This is a genomic window from Erwinia rhapontici, from assembly GCF_020683125.1.
Classification (GTDB): Bacteria; Pseudomonadota; Gammaproteobacteria; order Enterobacterales; family Enterobacteriaceae; genus Erwinia; species Erwinia rhapontici.
Genome location: NZ_CP085627.1, coordinates 2,727,709 through 2,741,197 on the forward strand (window position 1 = coordinate 2,727,709; position 13,489 = coordinate 2,741,197).

Annotated in this window: 16 protein-coding genes; 10 read left to right on the top strand and 6 right to left on the bottom strand. The window is 53.9% G+C overall.

Annotated elements, in window-relative coordinates; all coding sequences use genetic code 11:
- The 4 genes from trpCF (at position 1) to LJN55_RS12765 (ending at position 3,839) form a co-directional block, all read left to right on the top strand.
- Positions 1–1,362, top strand: coding sequence for a bifunctional indole-3-glycerol-phosphate synthase TrpC/phosphoribosylanthranilate isomerase TrpF (gene trpCF, locus LJN55_RS12750; protein WP_227534587.1), 1,362 nt, complete (start codon positions 1–3; stop codon positions 1,360–1,362).
- Positions 1,363–1,376: 14 nt separating this feature from the next.
- Complete coding sequence (trpB, locus tag LJN55_RS12755; RefSeq protein WP_133841891.1) at positions 1,377–2,567, top strand: tryptophan synthase subunit beta; 1,191 nt, start codon at positions 1,377–1,379, stop codon at positions 2,565–2,567.
- Complete coding sequence (gene trpA / locus LJN55_RS12760; protein ID WP_159336553.1) at positions 2,567–3,373, top strand: tryptophan synthase subunit alpha; 807 nt, start codon at positions 2,567–2,569, stop codon at positions 3,371–3,373. Before trpB ends, trpA begins: the two co-directional genes overlap by 1 nt.
- A 151-nt stretch (positions 3,374–3,524) precedes the next feature.
- Positions 3,525–3,839 carry a BON domain-containing protein gene (locus LJN55_RS12765; protein WP_133841889.1) on the top strand — a complete coding sequence of 105 codons (315 nt, stop codon included), beginning with the start codon at positions 3,525–3,527 and terminating at the stop codon, positions 3,837–3,839.
- A 62-nt stretch (positions 3,840–3,901) separates the two neighbouring features.
- Here LJN55_RS12765 and ompW read toward each other — a convergent pair whose 3' ends face one another.
- Positions 3,902–4,537 (bottom strand): outer membrane protein OmpW, encoded by a 636-nt coding sequence (gene ompW, locus LJN55_RS12770; RefSeq protein ID WP_133841888.1) that lies wholly within the window; start codon positions 4,535–4,537, stop codon positions 3,902–3,904.
- Between the two features lie 370 nt (positions 4,538–4,907).
- Between ompW and LJN55_RS12775 the strand changes: the two genes are divergently transcribed.
- The 3 genes from LJN55_RS12775 to yciA all read left to right on the top strand — a co-directional run bounded on the left by LJN55_RS12775 (position 4,908) and on the right by yciA (position 6,761).
- The gene (locus LJN55_RS12775) at positions 4,908–5,645 is read left to right on the top strand and encodes a YciC family protein (protein ID WP_133841887.1); all 738 of its coding nucleotides are present in this window, start codon (positions 4,908–4,910) and stop codon (positions 5,643–5,645) included.
- 74 nt (positions 5,646–5,719) lie between these two features.
- A complete protein-coding gene (locus LJN55_RS12780; protein WP_159336551.1) occupies positions 5,720–6,259 on the top strand; it encodes a septation protein A in 540 nt (179 codons plus the stop codon).
- 73 nt (positions 6,260–6,332) lie between these two features.
- Positions 6,333–6,761: an acyl-CoA thioester hydrolase YciA gene (yciA, locus tag LJN55_RS12785; RefSeq protein WP_133841885.1), complete on the top strand. Its 429-nt coding sequence runs from the start codon at positions 6,333–6,335 to the stop codon at positions 6,759–6,761.
- A 261-nt stretch (positions 6,762–7,022) separates the two neighbouring features.
- Here yciA and tonB read toward each other — a convergent pair whose 3' ends face one another.
- Positions 7,023–7,742 carry a TonB system transport protein TonB gene (gene tonB, locus LJN55_RS12790; protein WP_202879929.1) on the bottom strand — a complete coding sequence of 240 codons (720 nt, stop codon included), beginning with the start codon at positions 7,740–7,742 and terminating at the stop codon, positions 7,023–7,025.
- Positions 7,743–7,944: 202 nt separating this feature from the next.
- On the opposite strand from tonB, the gene LJN55_RS12795 reads away from it, so the two are divergent.
- Positions 7,945–8,241 carry a YciI family protein gene (locus LJN55_RS12795; RefSeq protein ID WP_133841884.1) on the top strand — a complete coding sequence of 99 codons (297 nt, stop codon included), beginning with the start codon at positions 7,945–7,947 and terminating at the stop codon, positions 8,239–8,241.
- Between the two features lie 43 nt (positions 8,242–8,284).
- Here the strand turns inward: LJN55_RS12795 and LJN55_RS12800 are convergent, their stop codons facing one another.
- The gene (locus LJN55_RS12800; RefSeq protein ID WP_133841883.1) at positions 8,285–8,458 is read right to left on the bottom strand and encodes a YciY family protein; all 174 of its coding nucleotides are present in this window, start codon (positions 8,456–8,458) and stop codon (positions 8,285–8,287) included.
- Between the two features lie 171 nt (positions 8,459–8,629).
- Here LJN55_RS12800 and cls point away from each other — a divergent pair, with 171 nt between their 5' ends.
- Both cls and LJN55_RS12810 read left to right on the top strand, forming a co-directional pair.
- Positions 8,630–10,090 (top strand): cardiolipin synthase, encoded by a 1,461-nt coding sequence (cls, locus tag LJN55_RS12805; RefSeq protein WP_227534588.1) that lies wholly within the window; start codon positions 8,630–8,632, stop codon positions 10,088–10,090.
- A 34-nt stretch (positions 10,091–10,124) separates the two neighbouring features.
- On the top strand, positions 10,125–10,448 hold the full coding sequence (locus LJN55_RS12810) for an HI1450 family dsDNA-mimic protein (RefSeq protein ID WP_048915935.1): 324 nt from the start codon (positions 10,125–10,127) through the stop codon (positions 10,446–10,448).
- 25 nt (positions 10,449–10,473) lie between these two features.
- Here the strand turns inward: LJN55_RS12810 and LJN55_RS12815 are convergent, their stop codons facing one another.
- The 3 genes from LJN55_RS12815 to oppD all read right to left on the bottom strand — a co-directional run bounded on the left by LJN55_RS12815 (position 10,474) and on the right by oppD (position 13,487).
- On the bottom strand, positions 10,474–11,331 hold the full coding sequence (locus tag LJN55_RS12815) for an ion transporter (RefSeq protein WP_133841881.1): 858 nt from the start codon (positions 11,329–11,331) through the stop codon (positions 10,474–10,476).
- 141 nt (positions 11,332–11,472) lie between these two features.
- Positions 11,473–12,474, bottom strand: a complete 1,002-nt coding sequence (gene oppF, locus LJN55_RS12820; protein ID WP_133841880.1) for a murein tripeptide/oligopeptide ABC transporter ATP binding protein OppF — start codon at positions 12,472–12,474, stop codon at positions 11,473–11,475.
- The gene (gene oppD / locus LJN55_RS12825; RefSeq protein WP_133841879.1) at positions 12,471–13,487 is read right to left on the bottom strand and encodes an ABC transporter ATP-binding protein; all 1,017 of its coding nucleotides are present in this window, start codon (positions 13,485–13,487) and stop codon (positions 12,471–12,473) included. Before oppD ends, oppF begins: the two co-directional genes overlap by 4 nt.
- Positions 13,488–13,489 lie beyond the last annotated feature (2 nt).

Sequence of the window (13,489 nt, forward strand, 5' to 3'; positions counted from 1 at the left end):
ATGCAGGAAACCGTACTCACTAAAATCGTTCAGGATAAAGCAATCTGGCTGGCAGAACGTCAGCAGCAGCAGCCGCTGGCCACCTTTCAGAACGACATCACACCCTCCACGCGCAGCTTTTACGATGCGCTGAAAGGTGCGCGCACCGTCTTTATTCTGGAATGTAAGAAGGCTTCGCCCTCAAAGGGCGTGATCCGTGAAGACTTTGACCCGGCGGTGATTGCCGGCGTGTATAAGCATTATGCCTCTGCCATTTCGGTGCTGACGGATGAGAAATACTTCCAGGGAAGCTTCGATTTTCTGCCGATCGTCAGCAGTATTGTCACCCAGCCGGTACTGTGCAAAGACTTTATTATTGACCCGTATCAGATCTACCTGGCGCGCCATTACCAGGCCGATGCCATCCTGCTGATGCTCTCCGTGCTCAACGACGATCAGTATCGCCAGCTGGCTGCCGTGGCGCACAGCCTGAACATGGGCGTCCTGACGGAAGTGATCAGCGATGAAGAGTTGGAACGCGCCACCGCGCTGGGTGCCAAAGTGGTCGGCATTAATAACCGTGACCTGCGCGATCTCTCCATCGATCTGGACCGCACCCGCCGCCTGGCACCGAAAGTGGCGCATGGCGTCACGGTGATCAGCGAGTCCGGCATCAACAATTATGCGCAAGTGCGCGAACTGAGCCACTTTGCTAACGGCTTCCTGATTGGCTCGGCGCTGATGTCAGAAGATGACCTGGCTGCCGCCGTGCGTCGGGTGATTATCGGCGATAACAAAGTCTGCGGCCTGACGCGTGCCGAAGATGCCCGCAACGCGCTGGAGGCAGGTGCACTGTATGGCGGCCTGATCTTCGCCGAGGGTTCCCCTCGCCAGCTCAGTATCGAACAGGCTCAGCAGATTATCCCTGCCGCTGCACTGAAGTATGTCGGCGTGTTCCGTAACAATGTCATCAGTGACGTTGTCATCTGTGCGCAGCAGCTGAATCTCTCCGCCGTACAGTTGCACGGCGACGAAGACCGCGACTACGTCAGCCAGTTACGCAGCCAGTTGCCGGATACGGTAAAAATCTGGAAAGCGTTCAGCATCAGCGACAGCCTGCCCGACCGTGACTGGGCTGGCGTTGACCGCTACGTCTTCGACCACGGAAACGGGGGCAGCGGTCAGGCGTTTGACTGGTCACTGCTTGCCAACCAGTCGCTGGACAATGTGCTGCTGGCCGGTGGTCTGGGTGCAGAAAATTGCGTACAGGCGGCACAGCTTGGCTGTGCGGGCCTCGACTTCAACTCCGGCGTGGAAAGTGCCCCTGGAGTGAAAGATGCAGGTAAAATTGCTTCCGTGTTTCAGACACTGAAAGCCTACTGATAAAGAGAAACAACATGACCCGATTAAATCCGTATTTTGGTGAGTTTGGCGGCATGTATGTGCCGCAGATCCTGATGCCTGCACTGCTCCAACTGGAAGATGCCTTTATCAGCGCTCAGAGCGACCCGGCGTTCCAGGCGGAATTTACCGACCTGCTGAAAAACTATGCTGGCCGCCCTACCGCGCTTACGCTGTGCAAGAACCTGACGGCAGGCACCAAAACCCGCCTGTATCTGAAGCGTGAAGACCTGCTGCACGGCGGCGCGCACAAAACTAACCAGGTGCTGGGCCAGGCACTGCTGGCGAAACGCATGGGGAAAAAGGAGATTATCGCTGAGACGGGTGCCGGTCAGCATGGCGTGGCGTCTGCCCTTGCCAGCGCACTGCTTGGCCTGAAATGCCGCATCTATATGGGCGCGAAAGATATCGAACGCCAGTCTCCTAACGTATTCCGTATGAAGCTGATGGGTGCGGAAGTGATCCCGGTTCACAGCGGTTCCTCAACGCTGAAAGATGCCTGTAACGAAGCGCTGCGCGACTGGTCGGGCAGCTATGAAACCGCTCACTACATGCTGGGTACCGCAGCGGGCCCGCATCCGTTCCCGACCATCGTGCGTGAGTTCCAGCGCATGATTGGTGAAGAGACCAAAGCGCAGATTCTGGAAAAAGAGGGCCGCCTGCCGGATGCGTTGATTGCCTGTGTGGGTGGCGGCTCTAACGCCATCGGTATGTTTGCTGATTTTATTGATGACACCAGTGTTGGCCTGATTGGCGTTGAACCGGCGGGGCACGGGATTGAAAGCGGCGAGCACGGCGCGCCACTGAAGCATGGCCGCGTAGGCATCTATTTCGGGATGAAAGCCCCCATGATGCAAACCCATGACGGCCAGATTGAAGAGTCTTACTCTATCTCTGCCGGTCTCGACTTCCCGTCCGTCGGCCCTCAGCACGCCTATCTCAACAGCATTGGCCGCGCTGATTACGTTTCTATTACGGATGACGAAGCGCTGGATGCCTTTAAAACACTGTGCCGCAGCGAAGGGATTATCCCTGCGCTGGAATCGTCACACGCGCTGGCCCATGCCCTGAAAATGATGCGTGAGAACCCTGAGAAAGAGCAACTGCTGGTGGTGAATCTTTCCGGCCGTGGTGACAAAGACATCTTCACCGTGCATGACATCTTTACCGCTAAGGGAGAAATCTGATGGAACGTTACGACCTCTGTTTTAAACGCCTGGCAGAGCGTAAAGAAGGCGCTTTCGTGCCTTTCGTTACCCTCGGTGACCCGAATCCTGAGCTGTCATTGCAGATTATTGATGCGCTGGTGGCTGGGGGCGCGGACGCCCTTGAACTCGGCATCCCCTTCTCCGATCCGCTGGCGGATGGCCCGACCATTCAGAATGCCAATCTGCGCGCCTTCGCCGCCGGCGTGACGCCATCACAATGCTTCGAGATGCTGGCCGCCATTCGTCAGAAATACCCGGAACTGCCGATTGGCCTGCTGATGTACGCGAACCTGGTGTTCTCAAACGGCATCGATAATTTCTATGCCCGCTGCCAGCAGGCTGGCGTTGATTCCGTGCTGATTGCGGATGTACCGGTGGAGGAGTCCGCCCCCTTCCGTCAGGCGGCCATGCGTCATAACGTCGCCCCGATCTTTATCTGCCCACCGAACGCCAGTGACGATCTGCTGCGTGAAATCGCCTCGCACGGCCGGGGGTATACCTACCTGCTGTCACGTGCTGGCGTCACCGGCTCCGAAACCCGTGCCAATCTGCCGTTGAAACATCTGGTCGATAAGCTGCGCGAATACCACGCTGCGCCTGCCTTGCAGGGCTTTGGCATTTCTGAACCTTCACAGGTTAAAGAAGCGATCGCGTCCGGTGCCGCCGGGGCGATTTCAGGCTCGGCGATTGTCAAAATCATTGAGCGGAACGCCTCCCACCCCGACGTGATGCTGAAAGAGCTGACTGCCTTTGCCAGCTCACTGAAGGCCGCCACCCGCAGCTAATCTCTGTTAATGCCTTATTCCTGTGATAAGGCATTATTTTCTTTCTGTTTGTCACAATCCTGATTTGCTTTCTTTCCTTCTGTGAACAACTATTATTGTGAACCGCAATCACGCGGATGACTGCCTTTTGATGATGACAGGGAGAGATGCAATGAAATTGTTTAAAGTCTTATCGGGTATGGTTATTGCCGCTGTTGTGGCACTGTCCGTCAGCGCCTGCGCGCCTACGGCAACCAAAGAAGGTACTGGCGGGTATATTGACGATACGGTAGTAACGACTAAGGTGAAAGCCGGGTTGCTGAATGATAAATCACTGAAGTCCACGGAAATCAACGTTGAGACCTTTAAAGGCCGCGTGCAGTTAAGTGGTTTTGTCAGTTCACCGCAGGCGGCAAACCGCGCCGTACAGGTCACACGTGGTGTGGCGGGTGTGAAATCGGTGGTAAACAATATGCAGATTAAGTAACGAACTGTATAAAAGAAAAAGGCGCGAACTTCGCGCCTTTCTTGTTTCTGGCCCAGACAGGCTTAGAAACGGTAACCCGCCCCGAAGAAGAACACGAACGGATTAATGTGTGTATCAATACTCTGATGACCTGCCGTCTGAGAGTCGAAACTGACTTTAGTATTAATATCCATGTACCACAGTGACGCATTCAGCATCCAGTCAGGCGTTAATTGATAATCCAGGCCTAACTGCCCCGCCACGCCCCAGGAGTTTTTCACTTTCAGGTTACTCAGCCCTGCCGCTCGCCCGGTGTCGTTAAAGTCCGTGTCATAGAACATGGTGTAGTTAACACCAATACCGGCATAAGGCTGCCATTTGCTGGTATTGCCCATGAAGTACCACTGTGCCATTAACGTTGGCGGCAGTTGATGAACTGTTGCCAGTGTTCCGGTGGCCTGTAGTCCAACGTGATGTTTGAACGGTGTGGCACCCAGCAACTCAATACCAATGTTGTCCGTCGCCATATAGGTAAAAGTCAGACCAAGCTGGGTATTGTTATCAATATCGAACTCCCCCAGCCCCATCACATTATCTGAGCCACCGGTCGGGCGCACAGTCGCTGAACCGGCGCGCATAAAGAAGTCCCCGGCTTCGTGGGCGGAGGCAACAGCAGGCAGTAGGGTAACAAGGGCCAGTGCCAGTGCTTTCAGTTTCATAACCATTCCTTTTGTCGAATTGTTGTCAGCATGTGGCCTGCTACGAGGCCTTAGTGCGAAATCACGAACATATTTACGCTTATTTACGCAAAAGGTCATGTGAATCAATCCGTATAAACTTGATAAAAAACATAGGGTTGATTTAGATCAATTTTGCCCAATTAACCCCGGGATTAATCTTAGTGATTCAGAGAGGGAAAATGAGAAATGACACAACGTCAGCTCAGACGCAGGGAAATGTCACGCAGCAGCGCGTGAAAGCTGCGGTAATACCTTCTTAAATCGAAAGTTATGTCAATCTGAGTGCCAGCACCCCATGAGAGCATGTACAATCGCCGGGTCTATAACACCGGCCTTTCAAGGAGAGTACATGTCTATCACGGCGGGTTCGCTATACCGTGACACGGGGAATTTTTTCCGTCATCAGTTGGTTACCATTACACTGATGGCGCTACTGACCTCATTTATCACCATGATGCTCGGCAAGGCTTTTACGCCTGATGCCGATCAAATGCAGATCCTGGGTGACGGTGCTGCAGGTTCGGCCGGCAGCCTGATGGAAATGATTCAAAACATGTCGCCGGAACAACAAAAGGTGCTGCTAAAAGCCTCCGCTGCGGGGACTTTTGCTTCACTGGTAGGGAATGTGCTGCTGCTGGGCGGCATGCTGTGCCTGATCCCGATGGTATCATCCGGTCAGCGTGTCAGTGCACTGCGGGCCATTGGTGCTTCAGCTCCGCTATTACCGCGCCTGCTGCTGCTGACGTTCCTGATGACGTTAGTGATCCAGCTTGGCTTTATGGTGCTGGTGGTGCCGGGTGTATTGCTGGCCGTGACGCTGGCGTTGTCACCAATCATCATGAACACAGAGAAAATCGGCGTTTTTGCGGCCATGCGCACCAGCGTTCGCCTCGGATGGAGCCAGATGAAACTGGTGGCACCGGCTGTTGTTCTGTGGATTGTGGCGAAACTGGTTGTGCTGCTGCTGGCATCTTCATTGCTGTGGTTGCCACCTGACGTCGCCTCCGTCCTGTTGAACGCCATTAGCAATCTGATTTCAGCCATACTGATTATCTATTTGTCACGCCTGTATATGCTGTTACGTTAATTCATCGGGAATGCCTCGACAGAGTCATTCCCGATTCATAATATTCCGGTTTAGTCTGTTATTTGGAAGCCGCTATGAAGCAGTTACTCGACTTTCTTCCGCTTGTAGTGTTTTTTGTTTTCTACAAGTTGTACGACATTTTTGTTGCCTCTGGTGCACTGATCGTTGCCTCAGGTCTGGCGCTGGTCGCCAGCTGGCTGCTGTATCGCAAGCTGGAAAAAATGTCGCTGATCACCTTCGCACTGGTGGCTATTTTTGGCACCCTGACGATTGCGTTGCATAACCCGGACTTTATCAAATGGAAAGTCACCATTATTTACGGTCTGTTTGCTGTCGCACTGCTGTTCAGCCAGTGGTTTATGAAACAACCTCTTATCCAGAAAATGCTGGGCAAGGAGATTCAACTGCCAGAATTTGCCTGGCGACGTCTGAATATCGCCTGGGCGCTCTTTTTCCTTGCCTGCGGACTGGCCAATATCTACGTGGCGTTCTGGCTTTCCCAGGACATCTGGATGAACTTTAAAGTCTTCGGTCTGAGTGCGTTAACGCTGCTGTTCACATTATTAAGCGGTGTCTATATTTACCGTCTGATGCCACAACAAGAAGAAAAATAAGCGTTAAATGCCCGACGGAACCCCCGATCGGGCAAGTGGGTTATTTGAAATCAGCAATGTCAGGAACATAACAATGAGCGAAGAACTAAGAACACCGCAGGGTGAGATGGTGCTGCGCACCCTCGCCATGCCAGCAGACACCAATGCCAACGGTGATATATTCGGTGGCTGGCTGATGTCGCAGATGGATATGGGCGGCGCTATTCTGGCCAAAGAGATTGCCGGGGGACGTGTGGTCACCGTGCGCGCTGACGGGATGACCTTTCTGAAGCCGGTCGCGGTGGGTGATGTCGTCACCTGCCATGCACGCTGCATTCGCACCGGCACCAGCTCCATCACCATTAATATTGAAGTGTGGATAAAGAAAGTGTCGTCAGAACCCATCGGGCAACGCTACTGCACCACCGAAGCCGTGTTTATTTACGTCGCCGTCGACCCGGACGGAAAACCGCGCTCCCTGCCGGATGATAAAATCAATTTCACGCTAGATATCCAGCAGTAACTCACTTTAAAAATTGATTTTTGGCAGAACACTTTAATTAGCGAGTAGATTTTGCATTACAGCAAGGCGGCAATTGAGCTAATCCCCGGGAGCTTGCATCAGTAAGTGACCGGGGTTAGCGAGAGCAGCCATACCCTTCATACTTCAAGCGGCAGGTGCGTTGGCGGCAAACGAGCTAATCCCCGGGAGCTTACATCAGTAAGTGACCGGGGTTAGCGAGAGCAGCCAACGCCGCTATGGTACAAAAGATACTGGCTAATTTTATTCGATGCTGGTGCCGCCGTTAATCTTGAAGACAATATTCATCGTAATGTCCTTGCCGGGCTTGCCTGCTTCATAGCGCCATTTGCGCATCGCCAGCTTCACCTCCCGCTCAAACATGTTACGAGGTTCGGCAGACAGGATACGAATGTTATCGACCTGTCCTGAGCTATCGACGTCAAACTGCACGCGTACACGCCCTTCCACACGCAGCGCAAAGGCGCGTGACGGATAGGACGGCTTACCGACGGTCAGCGCCCGTGGGCCTGTTGAAACGGCCGTAGACGGCGCCTGAGAGGTCTTCGGTGCCGTGGATGGCTTTGTCTGCTCGGTCGGCCGGGTTTCCACCGGGGCAGCAGGACGCGGTTTCACTTCCTGCTTCGGCTTCACCACTTCTTTCTTCACCGGCTTCGGTTTAGGTTTCGGTTTCGGTTCCGGTTTCGGGATCGGCACGGGTTCAGGCTTGGGTGGCTCCGGGGCAGGTTCAGGTTCCACTACCGGCTCTGGTTCAGGTTCAACAACAGGGGGGGCGGGTTGCGGTTCCGGCTGCACCTCAGGTGCCACCATCGACACGCTAATCGGCTGAGACGCTTTGGGCATTTCGACCACCTGATGAAATGAGGCGTACAGCAGTGCCCCGATCACCGAACCATGCAGTACGATCGAGATCAGCAATGGCAAAGGTGAGCGGCGAGGTAGATCAGTTGTTAGCGTCGTCATAATCTTTCTGGTCAAAATGTGAAGGGGTGATTTTAAATGCAAATAGCAATCAATTTCAATAACCGCTCACGATCAATCGCGGATTTACGCTTTTAAGGGCAACAACCTGACCTTTATCAAGGGCAAATTATCTTTCATTTGCACAAATGTTAACGATCACTTAACGTGATGCCGAATCTCATCCCCGACAGGAGTTCTGAAGGTGCTCTACGTAATTTACGCTAAAGATAATGCTGACTCACTGGATAAACGCACCGCTGTGCGCCCTGCTCACCTTGCACGCCTGCAGTTACTGCGTGATGAAGGTCGTCTGATTATTGCTGGCCCAATGCCTGCGGTGGACAGTAATGAACCTGGCGTGGCGGGTTTTACCGGGTCGACGATTATCGCCGAGTTTCCTTCACTGGAAGCAGCACAATCCTGGGCTCAGGATGACCCTTATATCGCTGCTGGCGTGTACAAAAAGGTGGATGTTAAGCCTTTCAAACGCGCGTTTTAATCTCGGCCGGCGGTTCGGTGAACCGCCGGAAGCACGGCGAGCATCAGTGATGCTGAGTAATAAACAGAATTGAACGACGCTGCAGTTGGCTGACCAGATGTCGGAAAGAGTGCATGCGGCCATAACGACGTGACTGCCCTTCTAACCAACGTGCCCGGCGACGCTGAACCTGGCGACTCATGCGCCAGCGCGCAACTTCATTTCTGCTTCGTCTCATTACACCCTCAGTCTGTTGCTCTGTGTACGGTAAAAACTCGCGACGCATTATAGACCTTTCTTTTCCCTCACAAGGTCCGATGTCTTTAGGCTGATGATGGTTTAAAGGTTCCCAGCGTTGTCATCTGCACGTAAACTCCAAAGACTTTCGCGTGAACAGGACTTTCACTTAATGACCACTTTTTACACCGTGATGAGCTGGCTGCTGGTATTTGGTTACTGGTTACTGATTGCCAGTGTGACCTTGCGCATTCTGATGAAGCGCCGCGCGGTGCCCTCTGCCATGGCATGGCTGCTGATTATCTATATCCTGCCGCTGGTGGGTATTATCGCTTATCTCTCATTCGGTGAACTTCATCTGGGGAAACGCCGTGCAGAGCGCGCGCGCACCATGTGGCCTTCCACGGCCCGTTGGCTCGCCGAATTGAAATCCAGTCATCATATTTTTGCTGAAACCAACAGTGACGTTGCCCGTTCACTGTTTCAGCTGTGTGAGAACCGTCAGGGGATCGCCGGGGTAAAAGGCAATCAGCTGCAACTGCTGACCAGCACTGACGATACCCTGCTCACGCTGGTGCGTGATATCCAGCTGGCACGCCATAACATTGAAATGGTGTTCTATATCTGGCAGCCCGGCGGACAGGCCGATGAAGTGGCGGAAGCACTGATGGCAGCGGCACGCCGGGGTGTTCACTGTCGTTTAATGCTCGATTCCGCAGGCAGCGTCGACTTTTTCCGCAGTCCGTGGGCGGCCATGATGCGCAACGCCGGGGTCGATGTGGTGGAAGCGCTGAAAGTCAGCCTGCTGCGTGTTTTCCTGCGCCGTATGGACCTGCGCCAGCACCGGAAAGTCGTTTTAATCGATAACTATATTGCCTACACCGGCAGCATGAACCTGGTCGATCCGCGTTACTTTAAACAGGATGCGGGCGTCGGCCAGTGGGTGGATTTGATGGCGCGGATGGAAGGCCCGGTCGCCACCACAATGGGAATTATCTACTCCTGCGACTGGGAAATTGAAACCGGTAAGCGTATTTTACCGCCACCGCCCGATGATAATGTGATGCCGTTTGAAGCCGAGAGCGGCCACACCATTCAGGTGATCGCCTCAGGCCCCGGTTTCCCGGAAGATATGATCCATCAGGCGCTGCTCACTGCGGTCTACTCTGCGCGCGAACAGCTGATCATGACCACGCCCTATTTCGTACCCAGTGACGATTTGCTGCATGCGATCTGTACGGCCGCGTACCGGGGCGTTGAAGTCAGCATTATTGTGCCACGGCACAATGACTCCGTACTGGTCGGCTGGGCCAGCCGAGCCTTCTTTGGCGAACTGCTGGACGCCGGTGTGAAAATCTATCAGTTCGAAGGCGGTCTGCTGCATACCAAAAGTATTCTGGTGGATGGGCAACTTAGCCTGGTGGGGACGGTAAACCTGGATATGCGCAGTCTGTGGTTGAATTTCGAGATTACTCTGGTGATCGATGATGACGGCTTTGGCAGCGATCTGGCACGCGTGCAGGATGATTATATCGCCCGTTCACGTCTGGTTGACGGAAAACGCTGGTCACGCCGTGCTTACTGGCAGCGCATCGTTGAACGACTGTTTTACTTCTTCAGTCCATTGCTGTAAAACGAGCGAAAATGCACAACCTCCCGGACATATTATGGATTTGAACAACCGCCTTACCGAAGACGAGACGCTGGAACAGGCTTACGATATTTTCCTTGAGCTGGCGGTCGATAATCTCGATCCTGCCGACGTCATTCTGTTCAACCTCCAGTTTGAAGAACGCGGCGGCGCAGAGCTGTATGATCCTGCTGAAGACTGGGCAGAACATGTCGATTTCGACCTGAACCCTGACTTTTTCGCTGAAGTCGTGATTGGACTGGGCGAAGAAGACGGCGAACCGATTACCGACGTGTTTGCCCGCGTGCTTCTCTGCCGCGAGAAAGACCATAAACTCTGCCATATTTTGTGGAAAGAGTAAGCCCTCTTACGGCTATCAGGCCCGGTTAATCCGGGCCTTCTTTATTTTTATCGCCCAGTCTCCCCCCGCACCCTTTGCAGAAATGCGCATCATCCTCATGGCCCGTCTGCTTACACACGGTGCAGTGACGCCGGTGACGATTACGCTGCATTACCTCCGTCATATACGAGCTCATCACCCCAGTCGGTATAGCGATCAGTGAATAACCGAGCAAGATCAGTATTGATGAGATCATCCGGCCCAGCGGTGTATGTGGCGTAATGTCTCCATAACCGACCGTGGTCATGGTCACCACCGCCCAGTAGACGGCAACCGGCAGGCTGGTAAAGCCGTTCTCCGGCCCTTCAATGACATACATCAATCCGCCAAAAACGCAGAGCAATATCATTACCCCGCCGAAGAACAGCGAGAGCTTTTTCCGCGCACTGACCAGACTGTCCCACAGCACATTGGCAGAGCCCATATAGCGCAGTAGCTTTATCAGCCGAAGCAGGCGCAACACACGCAGCAGCCTTATCGCCATCATGTAACGTAGGGCGATATCCGGCCAGAGCCAGAAGATATACAACGGCAGCGTGGTGATCAGATCGACAATGCCAAAAAAACTGAAAACATACCGCATGGGGCGTTCCGTGGTCAGTAACCGCAGCACATATTCCAGACTGAAAAGCAGGGTAAAAGCATACTCAAGCAGGAGAAACACCGAGGCTTCTTTCAACTGCAGGGTTATTTTGTGTGGTTCCGCCGACTCAATAAACAGCGTCATCACACTGACCAGCGTCGTAATAACCCAGAAAATTTCAAACCGGCGACCCGCCGGGCTGCTCACATCAAACAAAAAAATATAGAGGCGCTGACGCCAGCTCCGATCCTGTTTAGCCATCTGCATGCCCTCCGGCCATCCTTTGCGAATCTGTATTACTAGAAGGGGCCAGATGGAAGATCAAGCAATATGCGGATAAACAAAAAAAACCCGCATTGAAAGCTCAATGCGGGAAGATAACGAGAGGGTTGTGACGAACGGTCAGAGCGGATCTACTTTCAGGCAGGAGACAGCGTGACGGAAACTGCCCTCCAGCAATGGCCGTGTTTTCGCGCACTCCGGCCCGGCAATCGGGCAACGTGTGCGGAACACGCACCCGGATGGCGGGTTGATCGGTGATGGCAGTTCCCCTTCCAGCAGTTGAATCACCTTCTGCTTTTCCAGATCGGGGTCGGGAATGGGTACCGCTGACATCAGCGCCCGCGTATAAGGATGCTGCGGATTCTGATACACCTCATCATAGGTGCCCAGCTCCACGGCATGCCCGAGATACATCACCAGCACGCGGTCAGAAATATGTTTTACGACAGCCAGATCGTGCGCGATAAAGATCAGCGACAGCCCCATCTCACGCTGCAACTTTTGCAGCAAATTCACCACCTGCGCCTGAATAGAAACATCCAGTGCCGATACCGGTTCATCACAGATAATCAGTTTTGGTTCGAGGATCAACGCGCGTGCAATACCGATACGCTGACACTGTCCGCCCGAAAACTCATGAGGATAACGGTTGATCAGGTTAGGCAGCAGCCCCACCTTCAGCATCATCTCTTTCACGCGGTCTTTCACTTCCTGGCGCGGCATACGCGGGTGATAGGTGCGCAGCGGCTCCGCAATAATCTCTCCGATATTCATACGCGGATTCAGCGATGCCAGCGGGTCCTGGAAGATCATCTGGATATCGCTTCGCGCGGCACGCCATTCGTCTGCACTCTGCCCTAACAGATCGCGCCCCAGCCAGGCCACCCTGCCGTCTGTCGCTTTCACCAACCCGATAATCGCGCGCGCCAGCGTGGATTTACCGCAACCGGACTCACCCACCACGCCCAGGGTTTCTCCCTCGTACAAACGCAGGCTGACGCCATCAACGGCTTTCAGCGTTTTTGGCGGCTGCCAGAACCACTGACGCCCGTCTTTGATATCAAAATGCACCTTCAAATCGGCGATTTCGAGCAACACTTTTTTCTCAGCAACCGTTGTCATACCAACGCCTCCACGGGCTTAAAGCAGGCACGCAGCCGTCCATCACCGAACGCCTCAAGAGGCGGCGCGCTGGCACAGATATCCATCGCATGCGGACAGCGTGGCTGGAACGGGCAGCCTTTCGGCAGACGTGACAGATTTGGCGGATTACCAGGAATGGTCATCAGTGTGTCGCCCTCATCAGCATCCAGACGCGGGACTGCATTCAACAGGCCAATGGAGTAAGGGTGTGACGGATGATAGAAGACGTCACGCGCTTTTCCATACTCCATCGTACGCCCTGCGTACATCACCATCACCTGGTCACAGATCCCTGCAACCACACCCAGATCGTGGGTGATCATAATAATCGCGGTGTTAAATTCGCGCTTCAGTTCGTTCAGCAGGGTCATAATCTGCGCCTGCACCGTCACATCAAGCGCGGTCGTCGGCTCATCCGCAATCAGCAGCTTTGGCCGACACAGCAGCGCCATGGCGATCATCACACGCTGACGCATTCCCCCTGAGAATTCGTGGGGAAACATTTTCATGCGTTTGCGGGCTTCCGGCATTTTTACCGCATCGAGCATACGGACTGACTCTTCAAACGCCTGTGCCCCGCTCATGCCTTTATGCAGTTGCAGCACTTCCATCAGTTGCTCACCGACACGCATATACGGGTTCAGCGAGGTCATCGGGTCCTGGAAGATCATCGCAATTTGTTCGGCACGCAGCTTGTTGAGCTGTTTTTCCGGCAGATTAAGGATCTCACTACCGTTGAAACGTGCTGAACCACCGATGCGGCCGTTGCTGGCCAGCAGCCCCATCAGGGCAAATGCGGTCTGCGATTTTCCCGATCCGGACTCGCCGACAATGCCAAGGGTTTCACCCGCACTCAGGCTGAAATTCAAATCGTTCACTGCCGTGACATCGCCATCGGGAGTGCTGAACGTCACACGCAGATCTTTCACATCCAGCAGCCGTTCGCTTCCCTGGGTCTTTGCCATTGCTGGCTGAAGTTCAATTACGCTCATAG